10 protein-coding genes, 4 tRNA genes and 1 pseudogene are annotated in these 19985 nt (G+C 45.7%); 7 read left to right on the forward strand and 8 right to left on the reverse strand.

Features of this window, described 5'->3' with window-relative positions:
* Positions 1 to 43 precede the first annotated feature (43 nt).
* The 3 genes and pseudogenes from QLH32_RS13280 to rnr form a co-directional block, all read right to left on the reverse strand.
* Positions 44 to 280, reverse strand: a pseudogene (locus tag QLH32_RS13280) (hypothetical protein); the annotation flags it as partial.
* Positions 281 to 294: 14 nt separating this feature from the next.
* Positions 295 to 1164, reverse strand: a complete 870-nt coding sequence (locus QLH32_RS13285) for an IS982 family transposase (RefSeq protein ID WP_283266581.1) — start codon at positions 1162 to 1164, stop codon at positions 295 to 297.
* Positions 1165 to 1695: 531 nt separating this feature from the next.
* Positions 1696 to 4116 (reverse strand): ribonuclease R, encoded by a 2421-nt coding sequence (gene rnr / locus QLH32_RS13290; RefSeq protein WP_283266582.1) that lies wholly within the window; start codon positions 4114 to 4116, stop codon positions 1696 to 1698.
* A 259-nt stretch (positions 4117 to 4375) separates the two neighbouring features.
* Between rnr and QLH32_RS13295 the strand changes: the two genes are divergently transcribed.
* The 3 genes from QLH32_RS13295 to QLH32_RS13305 all read left to right on the forward strand — a co-directional run bounded on the left by QLH32_RS13295 (position 4376) and on the right by QLH32_RS13305 (position 4677).
* Positions 4376 to 4465, forward strand: a tRNA-Ser gene (locus QLH32_RS13295).
* A gap of 11 nt (positions 4466 to 4476) precedes the next feature.
* Positions 4477 to 4553, forward strand: a tRNA-Arg gene (locus QLH32_RS13300).
* A 47-nt stretch (positions 4554 to 4600) separates the two neighbouring features.
* Positions 4601 to 4677 (forward strand) — tRNA-Arg (locus QLH32_RS13305).
* Between the two features lie 120 nt (positions 4678 to 4797).
* Here QLH32_RS13305 and QLH32_RS13310 read toward each other — a convergent pair.
* Positions 4798 to 13257: a beta strand repeat-containing protein gene (locus tag QLH32_RS13310; protein WP_283266583.1), complete on the reverse strand. Its 8460-nt coding sequence runs from the start codon at positions 13255 to 13257 to the stop codon at positions 4798 to 4800.
* A 510-nt stretch (positions 13258 to 13767) separates the two neighbouring features.
* Between QLH32_RS13310 and QLH32_RS13315 the strand changes: the two genes are divergently transcribed.
* Positions 13768 to 13844, forward strand: a tRNA-Arg gene (locus QLH32_RS13315).
* A 60-nt stretch (positions 13845 to 13904) separates the two neighbouring features.
* Here QLH32_RS13315 and QLH32_RS13320 read toward each other — a convergent pair.
* Positions 13905 to 15203 carry an SRPBCC family protein gene (locus QLH32_RS13320; protein ID WP_283266584.1) on the reverse strand — a complete coding sequence of 433 codons (1299 nt, stop codon included), beginning with the start codon at positions 15201 to 15203 and terminating at the stop codon, positions 13905 to 13907.
* A gap of 195 nt (positions 15204 to 15398) precedes the next feature.
* On the opposite strand from QLH32_RS13320, the gene QLH32_RS13325 reads away from it, so the two are divergent.
* Together QLH32_RS13325 and QLH32_RS13330 are read left to right on the forward strand one after the other, a co-directional pair.
* Positions 15399 to 15896, forward strand: a complete 498-nt coding sequence (locus QLH32_RS13325) for a YcxB family protein (protein ID WP_283266585.1) — start codon at positions 15399 to 15401, stop codon at positions 15894 to 15896.
* Between the two features lie 29 nt (positions 15897 to 15925).
* A complete protein-coding gene (locus QLH32_RS13330) occupies positions 15926 to 16567 on the forward strand; it encodes a fumarylacetoacetate hydrolase family protein (RefSeq protein ID WP_283266586.1) in 642 nt (213 codons plus the stop codon).
* Between the two features lie 66 nt (positions 16568 to 16633).
* On the opposite strand, the gene QLH32_RS13335 is transcribed toward QLH32_RS13330, so the two are convergent.
* A complete protein-coding gene (locus QLH32_RS13335; RefSeq protein WP_283266587.1) occupies positions 16634 to 17896 on the reverse strand; it encodes a YihY family inner membrane protein in 1263 nt (420 codons plus the stop codon).
* A 111-nt stretch (positions 17897 to 18007) separates the two neighbouring features.
* Here QLH32_RS13335 and wrbA point away from each other — a divergent pair, with 111 nt between their 5' ends.
* On the forward strand, positions 18008 to 18607 hold the full coding sequence (wrbA, locus tag QLH32_RS13340) for an NAD(P)H:quinone oxidoreductase (protein ID WP_283266588.1): 600 nt from the start codon (positions 18008 to 18010) through the stop codon (positions 18605 to 18607).
* Here the strand turns inward: wrbA and QLH32_RS13345 are convergent.
* Together QLH32_RS13345 and lgt are read right to left on the reverse strand one after the other, a co-directional pair.
* Positions 18604 to 18978: a type ISP restriction/modification enzyme gene (locus QLH32_RS13345; RefSeq protein WP_283266589.1), complete on the reverse strand. Its 375-nt coding sequence runs from the start codon at positions 18976 to 18978 to the stop codon at positions 18604 to 18606. The two genes, wrbA and QLH32_RS13345, sit on opposite strands and share 4 nt — an antisense overlap.
* A 117-nt stretch (positions 18979 to 19095) precedes the next feature.
* Entirely contained in the window at positions 19096 to 19908 is an 813-nt protein-coding gene (gene lgt / locus QLH32_RS13350; RefSeq protein ID WP_283266590.1) for a prolipoprotein diacylglyceryl transferase, read from the reverse strand.
* Positions 19909 to 19985: the final 77 nt, after the last annotated feature.

Below are 19985 nucleotides of genomic sequence, written 5' to 3' on the forward strand. Positions count from 1 at the left end.
TATAGATGTAGGGCTTTGAGAGGGAGAAATCAAGCTTAATTCATTATTTATTAGCTGAGCTTTCCGTTGCTATTTGAATTTCATCGATGGATAGAATATAAGTTCCAAACGCACTTTGACGAGTAGAAAGCTTTAATTGCAGTTGATGGTCTTTGTATACTTCATATTCTTTTGATGTGATAATAAAAAGAGGGATATTTGAATAAATCGTTTTAAAAAAATAGATAGTTGAATTTTTAGTACGTTTTTTTTCGATAATAGCAGATGTCTCTATTATCTTAACCCGAATCTTGTTTAAGCCGATATTTCCATAATACGAATCATCGGCTTGTTTTGATGACATATTTGATAAGCACATAAAGATGCATAAATACCAGCTAAATAGCCTGCAACACTTCTCGCTCTAGTCGTCACTAGATTGTACGCCCCCTTCAGCAAACTGAATAAAGTTTCTATTTTATTGCGTTGTTTCAGATGGTATTCATCTGCTTTTGATAACTGTATAGATTTCATGTTCTTTCGGTGATAGGTAATTAAATCAATATCTTGTACTCTTAATTTACTCTTTAATTCATGACTAATATAGCCACGATCAGCATACAATTTAGCAGTCATTCCTTTGACTAACTGTTCAACCATTTTTATATCTGCTGTATGCCCATTTGATAAAGCTGTGCTGAGTATTTCACCTGACTGATTCATAAGTACATGCAACTTACAACCAAAGAACCAACCCATAGAACTTTTACCACGAGTTGCAATTGCTGCTAGCGATTTATGTCTTTTTATTCGCTGATTTTTACAGACAGCCAATGTCGTTGAATCGATCCATAAATAAGAACTTTGCTGATCTTTCATCAGGGCGAAATGTAAGGCATGTAAAGCCAGTTGATGAGTATTGATCAGGTAAATCATACGTTGGTAACAAGGCAGGCTTTTGAATAAATGAAGATAGTTATGTCTCAGTGCCGTAAAGAATGCTTTAAAGTTATTGAAATGTGAATGTTTATACCAAATTGCAATAAAGACAATTTCAGAAATACTGAGCTGTGCAGGGCGAATTCTTAGGCATTTAAGATTTTGCTTTAAGAATTTCCAGTAAACTGATTCAAATTTTAGAAAGAAATCATCAATTATACAGAATAATTGGGTACTATCGAACATAAGGACTAGAGTCGTAAGTTTTGTGTGGTAACTAACTGATGGCTCTAGTCCTTCTCTTTTTCAAGTCTATGGCTTATCCGTGATTCAGGTTATCTTAGTATTTCCAGTAGCATATGTCCATATCATCGGTAGAACCCCAGCCAAGTTGAACCACAGTATAGAAATAATAAATATAGGGAAAACAACAAGTGAATAAAGTCTAGGTTTCTTTTGTACATTTTTCCATTGGCGAGGAATAATCCATTCTTGATTCTTTTTAAGATGGAGGAAATAAAGCAGAAGTAAGACATAGAGCAAGCTGGCAATCATCAATGCTATAATTTTTACTGGGACTGTCGGAGAAAAATTACTCCATAAAAAATAAATGACGGTACTACAGCTTAAAAGGAACAAAGGAATATAAGTATACAAATGATGGTTGTATTTTGAGATGTGATGTTTAGACATAAAATGATTTATATTTTTAGATACAATAAATAGTTTATTTTAGAATTAAAAATGTAAGAGAGCCGAAGCTCTCTTACTTATAGGCTACTCACTTTTTGCTTTTGCATTGTCCTTTTTCTTTTTCACTTTCTTCTTGGCTTTCTCTTTGGTTTCAGGCTTGGCTGCTGCTTTTTTAGCAGGTTTTTTGGTATAAGAACTTGGTTTGTTCTTATCCTTTTTCTTACGAACAGGCTTTTCACCATCTTCACTGACTTGGGACGTTGTGGATGGTTTACTAAAAACCTCTTCAGTTGCTGGAGCTTTGACAGATGTGGTGCGAGGTGCTTTCTGGCGAATCACACGCCCCAAATGCGTCAACTGTTGTACCAATTGAAAGTCAATTTTACGTTCTTCCAGATTGACGCCTGCAACCAGAATCTTGACTTCATCGCCGAGACTAAAGGATTGACCGCGATTCTGACCAACCAGGCTTTGGCTGGCTTGATCATATAGGAAATAATCTTCACCGAGCTGGCTGACATGAATCATACCATCGACATATAAATCTTTGAGTGTCACGAATAGGCCAAACTCAGTCACCGCACTAATGATACCGACAAACTCATCACCTAAATGCTGTTGCATATAATGGCATTTCAACCATGTGGTGACACTACGTGAGGCTTCATCGGCACGACGTTCGGTTTGAGAGAAATGTTCACCTGCATCATCTAAAGCTGCGCCTGAAAGAGGATAAACTTTCTTGTCAAGATAGGCTTTAATCGCACGATGCAACAATAAGTCTGGATAACGACGAATTGGTGAGGTGAAATGGGTATAGGCTTCATACGCTAAGCCATAGTGCCCTGAATTTTTTGCCCCATAATAGGCTTGCATCATTGAGCGTAACAATACCGCATGGATACTTGGTGCATCAATACGATCTTTGGTTGCTTCAATGACCCGTTGATAATCGGCCTGTGTTGGCTGCTCTGGGAAAGGCAAGCCCAGCAATTTGACAAAATCACGCACTTTCTGGATACGTGAGAATTCTGGTGCTTCATGCACACGATAGAGCATTGGAATGTCATGTTCCAGACAATATTCTGCTGCGGCAACGTTGGCCAGCAACATACATTCTTCGATCAATTTATGTGCATCATTACGGCTACGTGGCAAGATTTCCTTGATTCCACCCAACTCATCAAAGGTCATATAGGTTTCAATGGTTTCAAATTCCATTGCATGACGTTTGGCACGTAATTCTTTTAGTGTCTGATAAAGCTGGAATAGGGTATTTAACGATTTATGAACGCTTTTATCTTGTGGAATGGCATCGGTTGCGCCGTCAAAATAAGTCGCCACCTGATTATAGGTCAAACGTGCTTTGGAGTGCATGACCGCAGGGTAGAATTCATAACCTGTGACTTTACCAGCGCGTGAAAGTTTTAAATCACAGACCATACATAGACGGTCAACATGAGGATTTAAAGAACATAAACCATTCGACAATGCTTCTGGCAACATTGGCAGCACGAAATGGGGGAAATAAACCGATGTACCACGATCTTCCGCTTCTTCATTTAAAGGTGAGTCCAAACGTACATAATGGCTCACATCCGCAATTGCCACCACCACGCGATAACCACCACCTGCACGCTTCTCCGCATAGACTGCGTCATCAAAGTCACGGGCATCTTCACCATCAATGGTGACCAGTGGCAAGTCACGTAGATCGACACGACCTTTACGATCCTGTTCAGACGGTTCTTTAAAGCTTTCAGCTTCTTTAATGACCGCTTCTGGAAATTCATAAGGCAAACCAAACTCTAGGATGGTCTGCGGAATAATAATCTCGGTATCGGCTTTATCTGCCATAGACTGAACCACATGACCTGTTGCCAGTTCTTCACGGGTCGGGTAGTCATCAATGGCAACGCGTAGCATATCGCCCACTTTGGCATTGGCATGTTCAATCAGTTCTTTTTCCAGCGTAATTGGCTGATGTTGGTTTGGATTGCTGGGTTGAATAAAGTATTCACCCTCATGTTCAGCCACTTTACCAATAATCTGTTTAACACGACGTTGCACCACTTCGGTAATAAAACCCCAGGCTTTACCTTTACGGTCAACAGAGGTCTGGCGCACCTTAACGCGATCGCCATTAAACACCAAGCGTAACTCCCGTTCAGGTAAAAGCACATCATCCTGACCTGCAATATTGGCAGTGCCCAGTCCTTTGCTGTTGATATAGACCGTTGCTTCATGACTCGGTAAGTCTGTTGCAGGCTGGAACTTAAATCCGTCTTTCATCAGTTGACCGTCACGTACCATTGCGCTTAAGCGGTGGTTGAGTGCATCAATACTTTTTTGATCTGGGATATTAAAGTGGTCCACAAGTTCCGCATGGGATTGTGCAGTTTGTAATTGTTCTAATGTAGTTAAAATAAGGGTTCGGCTCGGAATAGGATTATCGTAACGTTCAGCTTCTGCTTTTGCTTCGGGATCAACCCAATTTGTAGTCATATCGTTTCAATTCACATCTGGCAGATCGGTTTAGCATAAGTCATTCAAACTTTAACTGCACGTCAAAGATTGCAAGATTCTGTTTGTTACACCGATCTGAATAAAGGAGAGAACACTATATTAACAAGCGTTGGACTAAAAAATGCTGAAAAAAACAAAAATTGATTAAAAAATATTTGATTGATATAAAAAAACAGAAAAAAACAGGAACATTGCTTGTGTAATGTAGTTTTAGTTTGTATTATTGCGCTCGTGTTACGGTGAGATGGGTGAGTGGCTGAAACCACATCCCTGCTAAGGATGCGTACGGGTAACTGTACCGAGGGTTCGAATCCCTCTCTCACCGCCACTTTACTTAAGGCGCTCATAGCTCAGCTGGATAGAGCACTTGGCTACGAACTAAGGGGTCGGGAGTTCGAATCTCTCTGAGCGCACCAAGTAAAGATTAAAAGTAACACATGCCTGAATTGGCAACATAAGTAATGCGCTCATAGCTCAGCTGGATAGAGCACTTGGCTACGAACTAAGGGGTCGGGAGTTCGAATCTCTCTGAGCGCACCAACTTAAAAAAATTAACCGCTTAATTGCGGTTTTTTTGTGCCTGTAATTTGAAGCTAGGCTATAAAAAATAATCGTTATAAAAAAAGCCGCTGATGACAGCGGCTTTTTTGTCATTTTTTATTAGAAATGATGGAATAACGAACCAAACAGATTGTCAGTCACGTTATGTAAAGATGTTGGTAATGAAACCAGATCAGCTAAAGACCCGCCATTTGGATTTGGTTCACCTACAGCGATGCCATGATTGCCAGTTACTGGACCGAGGACAGAGTTTAAAATACTGTCAACGCCTGTATGGGGTGTACTATTGGTGCCACAGCCACAATCTTCACCGCTTCCTCCTGCGTTGATGGAAATAAGCTCACCCACATTACCAAGTAAACCTCCATCACTACTGAACAGACCATTCACCGTGCCTTGTAGGCTGTCAAGAGATAGGTTGCCACCAATCACATTTTGGATTGGCTGGGCAATGCCAGTGAGTAAATCTCCACCAATAATGTCAGTGATTGAGCCTAAAGGCCCGCTGTCACCACCACCGATTCCACCAGTAATGCCGCCGATAATGTCAGTGACCGCACTAAGAGGACCACCGTCACCACCACCGATTCCGCCCGTAATGCCGCCAATGATTCCAGTGACTGCACCGAGAGGCCCGCCATCACCACCACCAATTCCACCAGTGATGCCACCAATGATTCCAGTGACTGCGCCTAAAGGCCCGCTATCACCGCCACCGATTCCACCTGTAAGGCCACCGATGATTCCAGTGACCGCGCCCAGAGGACCGCCGTCACCGCCCCCGATTCCACCAGTAATGCCGCTAATGATTCCAGTGACCGCGCCAAGAGGACCACCATCACCACCGCCGATTCCACCTGTGATGCCACCGATGATTCCAGTCACTGCACCAAGAGGGCCACCGTCACCACCGCCGATTCCACCAGTGATGCCACCAATGATTCCAGTGACTGCGCCCAGAGGACCGCCATCACCGCCGCCGATACCACCTGTAAGGCCACCTATGATTCCAGTGACTGCACCAAGAGGGCCACCATCACCACCGCCGATTCCACCTGTGATGCCACTGATGATTCCAGTCACTGCACCAAGAGGGCCACCGTCACCACCGCCGATTCCACCTGTAATACCGCCAATGATTCCACTGACTGCGCCGAGAGGACCGCCGTCACCGCCAATGATGCCACCGACATCAGTGAGGTCGCCTGCAATATGCTGAACAAGACCGCCAGCTGTTGAACCATTGTTAATCAGTGTGCCAATCACACCCGTTGCAGAACCAACTGCACCGCCAATGTCAGCCCCAGCAAGGTCAGAAATGGTTTCAAGTGTGCCGTTTACGGTGTCACGGGATGTTTCGAAAGTGAGCGTACCGAGGTTGGTCAGATCAACGATAGGGTGTACCTGAGGGAAGATGCTACCGATGGTGCCACCCACAGTCTCGATGCCTGTGTTGATGATTTCAGTTTTGAGGCTTTCCACGCCCTGAAGCACATCAATGCCTGTCTGGATCACGCCAGTGACAGGGTTGTTGCCGAGGTCGCCACCCGTGATGCCACCAATAATTCCAGTCACCGCACCAAGAGGCCCGCCATCACCGCCACCGATTCCACCTGTGATGCCGCCAATAATTCCAGTGACTGCACCAAGAGGACCACCATCACCACCGCCGATTCCACCAGTGATGCCGCCAATGATTCCAGTGACCGCACCAAGGGGGCCACCGTCACCACCACCGATTCCACCTGTGATGCCACCGATGATTCCAGTGACCGCACCGAGAGGACCACCATCACCACCACCGATTCCACCTGTGATGCCGCCAATGATTCCAGTGACTGCACCTAAAGGACCACCGTCATCACCGCCAATGATGCCACCGACATCAGTGAGGTCGCCCGTAATATGCTGAACAAGTCCAGAGGCTGTTGAGCCATTGTTAATCAGTGTGCCAATCACACCCGTTGCAGAACCGACTGCACCGCCAATGTCAGCCCCAGCAAGGTCAGAAATGGTTTCAAGTGTGCCGTTTACGGTGTCACGTGATGTTTCAAAGGTGAGCGTACCGAGGTTGGTCAGATCAACAATAGGGTGTACCTGAGGGAAGATGCCACCGATGGCGCCACCCACAGTTTCAATACCTGTGTTGATGATTTCAGTTTTAAGGCTTTCCACGCCCTGAAGCACGTCAATACCTGTTCGAACCACAGCAGTAACAGGGTTGTTGCCCAGATCGCCGCCTGTGATACCACCGATGATGCCAGTCACTGTACCAAGAGGACCGCCATCACCACCACCGATTCCACCTGTGATGCCGCCAATGATGCCAGTCACTGCACCAAGAGGACCGCCATCACTACCACCGATTCCACCCGTGATGCCACCGATGATTCCAGTGACCGCACCGAGAGGACCACCATCACCACCACCGATTCCACCTGTAATGCCACCAATGATTCCAGTGACTGCACCGAGAGGACCGCCGTCACCGCCAATGATGCCACCGACATCAGTGAGGTCGCCTGCAATATGCTGAACAAGACCGCCAGCTGTTGAACCATTGTTAATCAGTGTGCCAATCACACCCGTTGCAGAACCTACCGCACCATTCAGGTCAGCACCAGCAAGGTCAGAAATGGTTTCAAGTGTACCGTTTACGGTGTCACGAGATGTTTCAAAGGTAAGCGTACCGAGGTTGGTTAAATCAACAACAGGGTGTACCTGAGGGAAGATGCCACCGATAGTGCCACCTACAGTTTCAATACCTGTGTTGATGATTTCAGTTTTAAGGCTTTCCACACCCTGAAGCACATCAATGCCTGTCTGGATCACGCCAGTGACAGGGTTGTTGCCGAGGTCGCCACCCGTGATGTCACCAATAATTCCAGTCACCGCACCGAGAGGACCACCGTCGCCACCACCAATTCCACCTGTGATACCACCGATGATGCCAGTGACTGCACCGATAGGACCGCCATCACCGCCACCGATTCCACCAGTAATACCACCAATGATGCCAGTCACTGTGCCAAGAGGACCACCGTCACCGCCGATAATGCCACCGACATCAGTGAGGTCGCCTGCAATATGCTGAACAAGGCCAGAGGCTGTTGAACCGTTGGTAATTAGTGTGCCAATCACACCTGTTGCAGAACCTGCCGCACCATTCAGGTCAGCACCAGCAAGGTCAGAAATGATTTCAAGTGTACCGTTTACGGTGTCACGAGATGTTTCAAAGGTAAGTGTACCGAGGTTGGTTAAATCCACAACTGGGTGTACCTGAGGGAAGATGCCACCGATGGTGCCACCTACAGTTTCAATACCTGTGTTGATGATTTCAGTTTTAAGGCTTTCCACACCCTGAAGCACGTCAATACCTGTTTGAACCACACCAGTAACAGGGTTGTTGCTCAGATCGCCGCCTGTGATACCACCGATGATGCCAGTCACTGTACCAAGAGGACCACCGTCACCACCGCCAATTCCACCAGTAATGCCGCCGATAATGTCAGTGACTGCGCCGAGAGGCCCGCCATCACCGCCACCAATTCCACCTGTGATGCCACCGATAATTCCAGTGACCGCGCCCAAAGGACCGCCGTCACTGCCACCAATTCCGCCTGTGATGCCGCCAATGATGCCAGTCACTGCGCCTAGAGGACCGCCGTCTCCGCCGCCAATTCCACCTGTGATACCACCGATGATGCCAGTGACTGCACCGAGAGGACCGTCGTCACCGCCGCCAATTCCACCAGTAATACCACCAATGATGCCAGTTACTGTGCCTAGAGGACCGCCATCACCGCCACCAATTCCACCTGTGATACCACCGATGATGCCAGTGACTGCGCCTAGAGGACCGCCATCACCGCCACCAATTCCACCTGTGATACCACCGATGATGCCAGTGACTGCGCCTAGAGGACCGCCGTCACCGCCGCCAATTCCACCAGTGATGCCGCCAATGATTCCAGTGACTGCACCAAGAGGACCGCCATCACCACCACCAATTCCACCTGTGATGCCATCAATGATTCCAGTGACCGCACCAAGAGGGCCACCGTCACCATCGCCATCACATCCACAGTCAACATTTACTATGCCACTGATGGTGTCGGTAATGATTTGAATAGGATTACCACCGTCACCGCCGATTACACCGCCAATCGTACCAGTAACGATTTCAAGTGGATTACCACTATCTCCACCAATGACGCCGCCGATTGTACCTGTGAGAATATCAAGAGGATTGCCATTACCCAAGCTATATGTAATGTTGCCAATACTGGTTGCTGCGCCATCAACCGCACCCATTGCTGTGCCCAATACACCTGTACTGTCAGCATCACCAGTAACGAGAGTCACCAGATTTGTTGCTGGCGTAATCAGGTCACCATTTCCTACAGCATTTAAATCAAGTACAGAGATCGCATTGCCTGAGAAATTAATGGGAATGGTAATTTGTGTCAGCAAGCTCGCACCGTCACCCACACCATTACCGATGCCGTAGTTATGGTCGCCATTACCTGCCGCAATGCCACCCAGTACGCCACCTGTGCCATTGCTGCCCGTATTGTTCTCGGTATTGTTATCCTCAAAAGTATTGTGGGTGGTTGTGCCCGCATTATTGGTTGAGTTTGCAGTTGCGGTTCCAAATAACGAAATTGCATTTCCTGAGAAGTTCACTGGTATCGCAATTGGTGCCACAATGCTGGCATCATCGGCAATCCCATTGCCAATACCATAGTTTTGTTCACCATTGCCCGCAGCGGCACCATTCAGTAATCCGCCACCCAAACCACCTGTTCCACCAGTACCGTTGTTGCCACTGTTGTTGGTGCTGTCATTGTCCTGGAAGTGATTGTTGGTTGTGGTTGATGAGTTGTTGACAGAATTTGATGTTGCATTGCCAAAGATGGAGAATGCATTACCCGATGCATTAACTGGTGTGGTGATTGGCATCACAATACTGGTATCGTCGGCAATACCATTGCCAATACCATAATTGTGTTCGCCATTCCCTGCGGATACACCGTTTAATGCGCCGCCACCTGTACCACCACTGCCGCCATTGTTGCCACTATTGTTGGTGGTGTCATTGTCCTGATAATAGTTTGTCGTTGTGGTGGATGAGTTGTTGACAGAGTTTGATGTTGCGTCACCAAAGATGGAGAATGCATTACCAGAGGCATTCACAGGTGCGGTAATCGGCGCGACAATACCTGCATCGTCAGCAATGCCATTGCCAATACCGAAATTGTGTTCACCATTGCCTGCGCCAACACCATTGAGCAGACCACCTAAACCACTACCTGTGCCGCCAACACCACCACTATTGCTGTTATTGACGCTGTCATTGTCCTGGAAGTAGTTTGTGGTCGTGGTTGATGAATCATTGACTGAGTTGGAGGTTGCGTCCCCCAGGAAAGAGAATGCATTGCCTGAAGCGCTGAGTGGGGTGGCGATTGGCATGACAATACTGGTGTCGTTGCCAATTCCGTTGCCAATGCCGTAGTTATGGTCGCCATTGCCTGCCGCTGCACCATTGCCCCAGCCACCAATACCATTCCCAGAAACTCCACCAAGCCCTGTACCATTGTTACTATTGTTGGTGGTGTCATTATCTTCAAAGTGGTTTACGGTGGTGGTGGATGAGTTGTTGACTGAATCCGAGGTTGCATTTCCTAGTCCAGAGAATGAGTTGCCCAGTGCATTTGCTGGCATGGTGACTGGCATGACGATACTTGCGTCATCGCCATTGCCGTTGCCGATTCCATAGTTATGCTCACCATTGCCTGAACCAAAACCATTCAGTAAACCACCAATGCCATTGGCTGCCGTACCGTCAACCCCAGAACCGTTGTTACTGTTATTGGTGGTGTCATTGTCATAGACATTGTTGGTTGTGGTGGTGGATGCATCGTTATGGGATGAATTGTGCGCATTGCCAAATGCGCTAACCTCATTACCCAGGGCATTCATTGGTGCTGTAAATGGTGCAGTAACATCAGCATCATCGCCGTTGCCATTACCGATACCGTAGTTCTGCTCACCGTTGCCCGCACCAAAGCCATTGACCAGACCACCAATGCCGTTACCCGCATCGCCTGTTCCATTATTGCTTTGGTTGGTGGTGTCATTGTCATGAACGGTATTTGTGGTGTTGGTTGTGGCCACATTATGTGAGGTATTGCCTGCACCCTCACTGGTTGTACCGAACCAGGAAACACCATTACCCATTGCATTGACTGGTGTTACGATTGGAGATGTCCAGCCAACATCATCGCCGTTACCATTACCAATACCATAATTGTGTTCACCATTACCCGCCGATACACCATTGAGTAAACCACCACCAAGACCATTGCCTGTATCGCCACCTACACCGTTATTGCTGTTGTTGATGGTGTCATTGTCATAAACAACATTTGAGGTTGTGGTTGGTGCGATATTGGTTGAGGAAACGCTATTGTCATCGCAATTATCGGCATTGCCAACGGAATTGCCAAAGATATGGACAGGGGAGGTAACAGGTGCCGTAATGTCAACATCATCACCATTTCCGTTGCCAATACCATAGTTTTGCTCGCCATTGCCCGCAGCAGGGCCGTTGCCCCAGCCATCAATACCATTGCCTGCGTTGCCACCAGCACCATTGTTGCTGTTGTTGGTGGTGTCATTGTCGAGTACTAGGTTTGATGTTGTGGTTGGTGCGGTATTGACTGAGTCAACATTACCGCTGCCTACGCCTGCAAATGAGTTGCCCAGTACCTGAACAGGTGTCGTCCATGGTGTGGTGATGCTGGCATCGTCACCGTTGCCATTGCCGATACCGTAGTTGTTTTCCTCATTGCCTGCTGAAACACCATTTAATAAACCGCCATCGGCGCCATTGCCTGTAGCGCCAACGCCATTACTGCTGTTGTTGGTTGTATCGTTGTCTTCAACAATGGTGGTTGCGGTTGTTGGTGCAGTGTTGACTGAGCTGACATCACCACCACCAATCCCTGCGATTGAGTTACCAAGTGCCTGGAATGGGGCGGTTACAGGCATGGTGCCGTCAACATCATCGCCGTTGCCATTGCCAATCCCGTAGTTTTGTTCACCATTGCCTGCCGCAGGAGCATTGCCTAAGCCACCAACCCCTGTATTTCCAACACCTGTCGAATTATTGCTGTTATTGGTGGTGTCATTGTCCTGAATATGTGTAGTGGAGGTTGTTGCTGATGTATTGACAGAATTAACATCTCCACCGCCAATGATGGTGGCTGCATTTCCTACAGCCTGAACAGGAGTCGTCCATGGCGTTGTGATATCAACATCGTCACCGTTGCCATTGCCAATACCATAGTTGTGTTCATCATTGCCTGCTGAAACACCGTTTAATAAACCACCACCATTGCCATTACCCGCTGTACCGACACCATTGTTGCTGTTGTTGATCGTGTCATTGTCTTCAATGAGTGTGCTGGAACTGGTTGAGGTGTTGTTCACAGAATTGACATCGCCGCCACCCACTCCAGTAATGGCATTGCCTACCGCCTGAAATGGGACGGTGACTGGCATGGTGGCATCTACATCATCACCATTGCCACTGCCGATTCCATAGTTTTGTTCACCATTGCCCGCAGCAGGGCCATTACCCCAGCCACCACCATTGCCATTGCCTGCACCACCTGTACCGTTATTGCTGTTATTGGTGCTGTCATTATCCTGGATATGGGTGGTAGAGCTTGTGGTGGCTGTATTAACTGAGTTTATATCTCCTGCACCAATCGCAGAAATTGAGGTGCCCACAGCCTGAACAGGTGTGGTCCATGGTGTGGTGATGCTGGCATCGTCACCGTTGCCATTGCCGACACCATAGTTATGTTCACCATTGCCTGCTGAAACGCCCGTCAGTAAACCGCCATCATTGCCATTACCCGCCGCACCAGCGCCGCTATTGCTGTTGTTGGTTATGTCATTGTCTTCAATGATGACCTGAGAAGTGGTGGGTGCAGTGTTGATCGCATGAGTACCACCACCAACGGCAGAAATTGAACTGCCTACGGCATCAAATGGCATGGTTAGGGAAGGCGTGAGATTGACATCATCCCCGTTACCATTGCCAACGCCATAATTGTGATCACCATTACCTGCCGCCGCGCCACTCAATAAGCCGCCACTGCTGCCATTGCCAGCAGTACCTGTATTGCCATTATTGGTGGTGTCGTTATCGTGGAGCAAAACGGAGGAACTGGTTGAGGTTGTATTGATGGCTGGTGTTGTGCCTGTGGCTGGATTGTTGATTGAATGGAAAGCTGTTGTGAAAGGAAGAGGGAAAGTGAGACCGTAACCGTTACCTACACCAGCACCATAGTTCTGTTGACCATTATCTGCTGAAATTCCATTTAATAAGCCTTGCCCGCCGTTAAGGCCACTATTTGTAGTGACTGTACTGCTATCGACCACCACGTTATTCGTCGTGTGAGTTATAGGTGTAGTCGTTGTTTGGCTATTGCTATTAGAATGAAAGAGGATGCCTGTAATTGGTGATAAAATACTTTTAAATAACATATCGATATACCTATAATTATTGGAGTTTTGTTTTATTTACTTCTAAATAATTATGTGACTCATGTCTCATAATTTAATCAATAGTATTTATTGGTTATCTATTTATTGTCAATATGGTTATTTTTATCATGATATTTTTATATTATTTTGAAGTTTAAATAAATCAAAAGCTTATATTTGATTAACGATATATTTAATTTAGGCGGGATATATGCAAAGGCCATCAAGAGGCAGGGAAAATACAGGGTTTTAGGCCATTAACAGTCTATTTAGTTAAATTAAAATAATTTTATTATGTTGAAATTAAATAAGAAAAGAATGTGAAAATGGATATTTTTATTGTTTCTAATAAACAATTTATAAGCCTGTATTTGAATTGAAAATAAATGTTTCGTTTATGTATGCAGATTTTTAAGCAGAAAGTGTTGAATCTATAATCAGTTAAACTTGTTTTGAGCGAAAGTTCTTATCAATTGGAAAAAAATGCGTATAATGCCCTCCATCAAATACGCGCTCATAGCTCAGCTGGATAGAGCACTTGGCTACGAACTAAGGGGTCGGGAGTTCGAATCTCTCTGAGCGCACCAATTTGACTTATCGAAAGATAAAGATTGAAAAAAACCGCTTAAATGCGGTTTTTTTGTGCCTTATGCCTTTGCCTTGATTTTCTGTACAAATACCGCATTACCGCCAACTGCTGGCAATACGTCATGATACGGCAGGCTTCGCATTGCCCTGAGTAAAAATGGCGCTTTTTCATCAATTTTCATGCTGGTGGTCATTTTAAATAAAGTACCCTGATTAAGCTCGGTAAATCCCATCTGGCCTTTAATAAAACGCAAGTCACCGCCATTGGCATAAAAATTATTTTCAGTGGCATTGGGATAATTAAAATGCAGTTTAAAGGCAAATGGAATATTAATGACACCTAAGCCCACATTGACCTGAATATCTGCATCCTGTCCCTGATTCTGAATGGGGGTGGTCACCACCTTTTTGATTTGCCGAGGGAATAAATCCTTATAGGCCAATGGAGTGAGCCATTTCTGTAGCTGTTGTGGTGTTTGTTTATAAAACTGATAGGTGGTGGAAAACCGCATGGCTTCACGTCCATGCGTGTACATGATGGTGGTTGGGGCATGCAGAAAACTAACGGGTTGCTGTGATGTCTGGCTGAGCTGGGCGATTTTTGTGAGCTGGGCTGCATTGAGTTGAGGGCTTGGCATTTGCCCGCCATCAAGTGGAGCAGTGTTTTGTCCAATAAAACGGGTTCTTAAAGCCTCTAGAATAAAGGCGTTGCCAGTGCTGGGAACTCCAAGCTTGACCTCAGGAATCGCGTTTAAAATTTTCTTTAAAATAAATCCTTTCGGTTGGTTGAGGTCACCCCACTGGGTTAATGTCACCAGGGTCCGATGCTCATCCAGCGCAAACCATTCCAGTTTTCCGACCCCATAGGGAATGGGAGCGTCAATGACCAGACTGGCGATGCTGTTTGGCTTGATCTGGTGTTGCAGCGTGACATCCTCATTGAAATTGAGTACGGGAATTGGTGTTGGAATTGAGACCTTGTATTTCACCTGTACGATATTGCCCGACTGTTCAATGGTCTTGGCCGATTTTAGGGTTGGAAATAGTCCTACATAATGGCTAAAGTCCGTCAGCGTTTTCGCCACCTGTTGTGTATTGGCGGGAACGATGATGGCGGCGGAAGTAAAGCTGACACTGGGTTGAGGATTGCTTTTCAGGGTGGGTACTGAGGTTTTGACCGCAGGGTGGCCATAAATGAAAATAGTATCCTGGGTATAACTGGCCAAGAGCTGTGGATTGTTATGAAAAGGCTGCAAGGCACTTGGGATATTGTCTGTCCATGTAATGATTTGAGTAAAACCAATTTGACTTATCCCGAATAAAATACCTGTACATAGCAGGCGGGTAAAATAAGACATCACATTCCTTTGATTTTTTATAAGTGACTGAGTTAGAAATTCAGCATTTCAATCTTGATCAATGCCAGTAAATTGGAAAATAGTTATAAATTTTTTTGTGTGTAAAGAATAGCCATATTGTGTAAAACAACGTCTTAGCCTCTAAACTGGTGTAATATTTACGCCTATCCATGATGAAACAAATTGAAGTCGAGCATGTCTGAACAACGTCCAGCGCTATCCCTGCGTTATTACCTGAATTTAGAAGAGTCTCAGGATGGTTTTGCTTTAGTGACCTTTGGTAAAAAGACCTTTACCCGTTTTTTAACCCCACTGATTAGTATCGCCATTATTGTATGGGGTGCTTATCTTGGTTTTTCGGGTGTGGGGCGTTACTACGTTGCATTGGGTGCCTTTTTCCTGATCATGCAGGGGCTGATGCGCTATTGGTTGCTGCCGATGTTGTTTAAACGCCAGTTTGTCCGCTATCAGTTTGGCAAGAGTGAACAGGGTATTGACCTGTATCAGGATCATTTTGAGCTTTATGCCACAGGTAAAAAGCAAAGTGCGCAGTATGCCGAGGTGCAGTCTTTCGCCATTGGTAAACTAACCTATATGCTGGAACTGAAAAACCATACCGTGGTGATTGTGCCAAAGCGGGCGTTTACGGATTCAGCAGCGCAAAGTAAATTTGAAAATAGCTTTAAAAAATAAATAATCTTTCGAATAAATAAGGAAATGCCATGAGTATTCATCCATCAAAAATTGTGTGTGTCGGTCGAAACTATGCAGAGCACGTCAAGGAACTGGGCAATGCCATGCCTGAACGTCCCATGTTATTCATGAAGCCACCCAGCAGTTTAGGCACTTTAGAACAGGGTATCACCTGGAACAAGGCCTTGGGTGAATGCCACTATGAATGTGAAATCTGCCTACAAATCGCACATCCCCTGTCTGGAGAAACAGATCGGGAAAAAGTGCTGGAAGCGGTTGGGGCACTGACACTGGGACTGGACTTAACCCTGCGTGATTTACAGGGTGAGCTAAAGGCCAAGGGGCATCCGTGGGAACGTTCCAAAGCCTTTGATGGTTCATGTATTCTGGGTGATTGGATTGAAACTGATGAAATTGGTGATCTACAGGAACTTGAACTGATCTTGACCATCAATGGCGCTGAACGCCAGCATGGTTTCAGTCGGGATATGATCTTTGATATTGCTGACTTACTGATTAATATTAATCAGGCATTTAGCCTGAAAACAGGCGATGTCATCATGACGGGAACACCTGCGGGCGTAGGTGCCTTACAGCCCAATGACCAGTTAACCCTAAAACTGATTACTCAGTCGGGTGAATACGACTGGAATACGTTTGTTCGACCATAATCATGCATGTGCAATTAAGTCGGAAAATAGCCAATGACTCACCTGTCAGTCATTGGCTATAAGCACTCATTTCGGTTCTGTTGACATCTCAAAAATGGTTGAAAGTGGGATAGACAGTTTGGCTGCCAGATAGTCATTGCTTTCAATCAGGGCTGGACCAATTCTCTCCATCCATTCATCATCCTGATGTATATTGAAAACATCGGGGCGTAAAGGCAAGGGATAAGGAAGTGCGGTAAAGAAACTCCAGAAATCAACCTGCGCCAAATTGCGTACCAGAACATATTCGTCCTTATCCGTGCGCTTGATAAGATTTTGATTTTCAAGTTGCAGGACATAGGCAGGTAAACGCCCCAATTCACCACGACCAATAATATCCAGTAGTTCCGTTTCACTGACACTTTCACCGATTTGCTGTTTTTTATAAAACAGTTCCAGCATATCCAGTAGCATCAGGATTGGATGGCGCTTTTGTTCCTTGCCTGAATGGAATGCAGTCAGGGCATAGCTGACTTCCACTCCCAATAAAATAATGTTCCAGGACAGATAGATCCAGAGCAGGAAAATGGGAACGGCAGCGAATGCACCATAGACAATTTCATAGCTGGTGAAGTTGCTCATGATCCAGCCAAATAAACGTTTCAGGGTTTCGAAAACCGTTGCACTGAAACAGGCGGCAATAACTGCTGAAAAGATCGGGACAGTGCGGTTTGGAATGGTCCAATATAAAATGAAGAAGCCAGCAATCGTAAGTAGAAATGAAATCAACCATAGGATTAATGAACCATTGAGTTGATAGCCTGCAAAGTTGTTGCTGAGAATGTTCATTGAGGCGACAGTTGAGGAAAGTACAAACGCACTGCCTAAAATGATTGGGCCCAGTGAAATAATGGTCCAGTAACGCATAAAGCCAATTAGGCCTGTACGGGTTTCCTTGACCCGCCAGATACGATTGAAAACGGTTTCAATCGAAGACAGCATCAGTACGGTGGTGACAAAAAGAAACAGCACCCCAATCACGGTGAGGTTACTGGATTTTTCGGTAAATGCGTTCAGTGCCTTGTCAAAGGCAATGGTGCTTTTAGGCAAAAAGTTGCTGTAGATCAGTTGTTGCAGTTGTTGTCGGGCAGGTTCCAGTGCCTTGATGGAGGAAATGATGACCAGAAAAACGGTCAGCATGGGAACAACGGCAAACAGGGTGGTATAGGTGAGTGAGCCTGCCTGTTCCTGACAGCGATCCGCCTTGAAACGCCTTAACACAAATACAATAAATTGAAACCATGTTTTTTCTAAAAAAGGCAATTTATTTAGATATCGTTCGAAGAGCATGGGTTCATCCTATTGTTTTAATCAAAATCCTGTGCGTTTCACAGGACTTATTACCGCTAAAAATATAAAAAATATCGTATAGTGTTCTTTTTAACAAAATTATTGAAAGTGATGCAACCTTACGTTCTTGTTCTCTATTACAGTAAATATGGTTCAACCAGACAGATGGCACACCTGATTGCAGATGGAATCGAGGCTGCGGGTGTCACTGCCCGTATTCGTACCGTTCCAAATCTGGCCACTGTGGTGACTGAGGCAGAGCCGAGTATTCCTGCTGAGGGGGACATTTACTGTACCCTGGATGATCTCACCCATTGTTCAGGTTTGGCGCTTGGTTCACCAACACGTTTTGGCAACATGGCCAGTGAGATGAAGTATTTCTGGGATCAAACCACCAGTTTGTGGCTGAATGGCGCATTGCACAATAAACCTGCCTGTGTGTTTACCTCTTCAGGTTCAATGCATGGTGGGCAGGAAAGTACTTTGCTGAGCATGTTACCGCCGTTATTTCATCATGGCATGATGATACTGGGCTTACCCAATTCAATTCCTGCATTATCCAATACCAAAACAGGCGGCACCCCCTATGGTGCAAGCCATGTCAGTGGGCCTCGCCATGACCAGAGCATCAGTCAGGATGAAAAAATCCTGTGTGAGGCGCAGGGTAAACGTCTGGGCGAAGTGGTTCAGGCTTTGGCTGATAAACTTTAGCTCAGGGAAAGTCGATATTGCTGGCCCAATTTTACCAATTTCCAGAAATTTAGGTTGTCAGTAGGATAGGGAATCGCGGGTAAGCTTGGACTGAGCAGTTGTATTCTGTTTGTATTTCCCTTTTCTGAGATCAACACTGCATAAACATAATCCAGTAAATTAGTTGCGGTAAACACCTGTTTATAGGCATCCTGAAGTTCTGCGTTCTGGTTGGCAAAACAAACCCTATGTGGCTGTTGTTCTGAAATAAGGCTCAGGCCTAAGGTTTTTTCAATCTGGGTAACCATATCAAGATTGAGTTGCAGTGGTGATAGGGATAGAAACAGTTGATCAGTTTTAAAATACTGTGAATTTCCATGTGCTGTTTCCATTTGATAAATTTCCTATTGTTTTAGATAAACTATAAAAGTTTCTGATTAGGCTTGGCAATTCAGTTGAATGGATGACAATTTTAAAAATAAAAATGGGAGCATTAGCTCCCATCATTTTTATTTGGTTATTTGCCAGTCATAGATTTTTCTACGGTAGGCATACCACATCATCCATAGACCAATCAGCAGCATTGGTACAGTTAGAATCTGACCCTTGGTCATCCAGCCAAACAGGATAAAGCCCTGATCCGCATCGGGCTGGCGGAAAAACTCCATAAAGAAACGTGCCACGCCGTAACCGATCAGGAACAGGGCTGACACTGCCATACGCGGGCGTGGTTTTGAACTAAACCACCACAATACGATAAACAGGATGAGGCCCTCACATAGTGCCTGATAAATCTGTGAAGGGTGACGAACCAGACCCAATGGGTCTGTTGGGAAAATCATGCCAAAAGGATAATCAAGATTGGTTACCTGACGGCCATAAAGCTCGCCCCCAATAAAGTTGCCGATACGACCGAACATCAGGCCTGTGGGTACACAGGGTGCAATAAAGTCCAGTGTTTGAAACCATGTTTTTTGGTATTTCCGACACCAGAACAGCATGGCGATCATCACACCAAGGAAGCCACCGTGGAAGCTCATGCCCCCAGTCCAGACCTGAAACAACCACAGTGGGTTTTCCAGAAACTTGCCGAACTCATAAAACAGGACATAGCCCACCCGACCACCCAGCACCACACCCAAAGCGCCGTAGAAGACCAGGTCGGACACCATGTCAGCTGTCCAGCCATCACGCTGTTTGGCTCGGTAAGATGCCAAGCCCCATGCACATAGAAATGCCAAGAGATACATCAATCCGTACCAGTGTACCTTGACTGGCCCTAAACTCAGTGCCACTGGATCAATATTTGGATAGGTCAGCATCGCTGTTCCTCAATTTAGAATTTGAAATTAAGTTTTGAGCAGATTGTAGCGGAATGATGTGAAAAATGTTGTACATT

Origin of the sequence: Acinetobacter corruptisaponis (assembly GCF_030053775.1) — a bacterium.
Taxonomy (GTDB): Bacteria; Pseudomonadota; Gammaproteobacteria; order Pseudomonadales; family Moraxellaceae; genus Acinetobacter; species Acinetobacter corruptisaponis.

Bases quoted from the DNA above. Each gene is read 5' to 3' on its own strand.
- QLH32_RS13345 (WP_283266589.1), bottom strand. From the start codon at position 18,978: ATGGAAACAGCACATGGAAATTCACAGTATTTTAAAACTGATCAACTG.
- wrbA (WP_283266588.1), top strand. From the start codon at position 18,008: ATGCAACCTTACGTTCTTGTTCTCTATTACAGTAAATATGGTTCAACC.
- QLH32_RS13335 (WP_283266587.1), bottom strand. From the start codon at position 17,896: ATGCTCTTCGAACGATATCTAAATAAATTGCCTTTTTTAGAAAAAACA.
- lgt (WP_283266590.1), bottom strand. From the start codon at position 19,908: ATGCTGACCTATCCAAATATTGATCCAGTGGCACTGAGTTTAGGGCCA.
- QLH32_RS13330 (WP_283266586.1), top strand. From the start codon at position 15,926: ATGAGTATTCATCCATCAAAAATTGTGTGTGTCGGTCGAAACTATGCA.
- QLH32_RS13320 (WP_283266584.1), bottom strand. From the start codon at position 15,203: ATGTCTTATTTTACCCGCCTGCTATGTACAGGTATTTTATTCGGGATA.
- QLH32_RS13325 (WP_283266585.1), top strand. From the start codon at position 15,399: ATGTCTGAACAACGTCCAGCGCTATCCCTGCGTTATTACCTGAATTTA.
- rnr (WP_283266582.1), bottom strand. From the start codon at position 4,116: ATGACTACAAATTGGGTTGATCCCGAAGCAAAAGCAGAAGCTGAACGT.
- QLH32_RS13285 (WP_283266581.1), bottom strand. From the start codon at position 1,164: ATGTTCGATAGTACCCAATTATTCTGTATAATTGATGATTTCTTTCTA.
- QLH32_RS13310 (WP_283266583.1), bottom strand. From the start codon at position 13,257: ATGTTATTTAAAAGTATTTTATCACCAATTACAGGCATCCTCTTTCAT.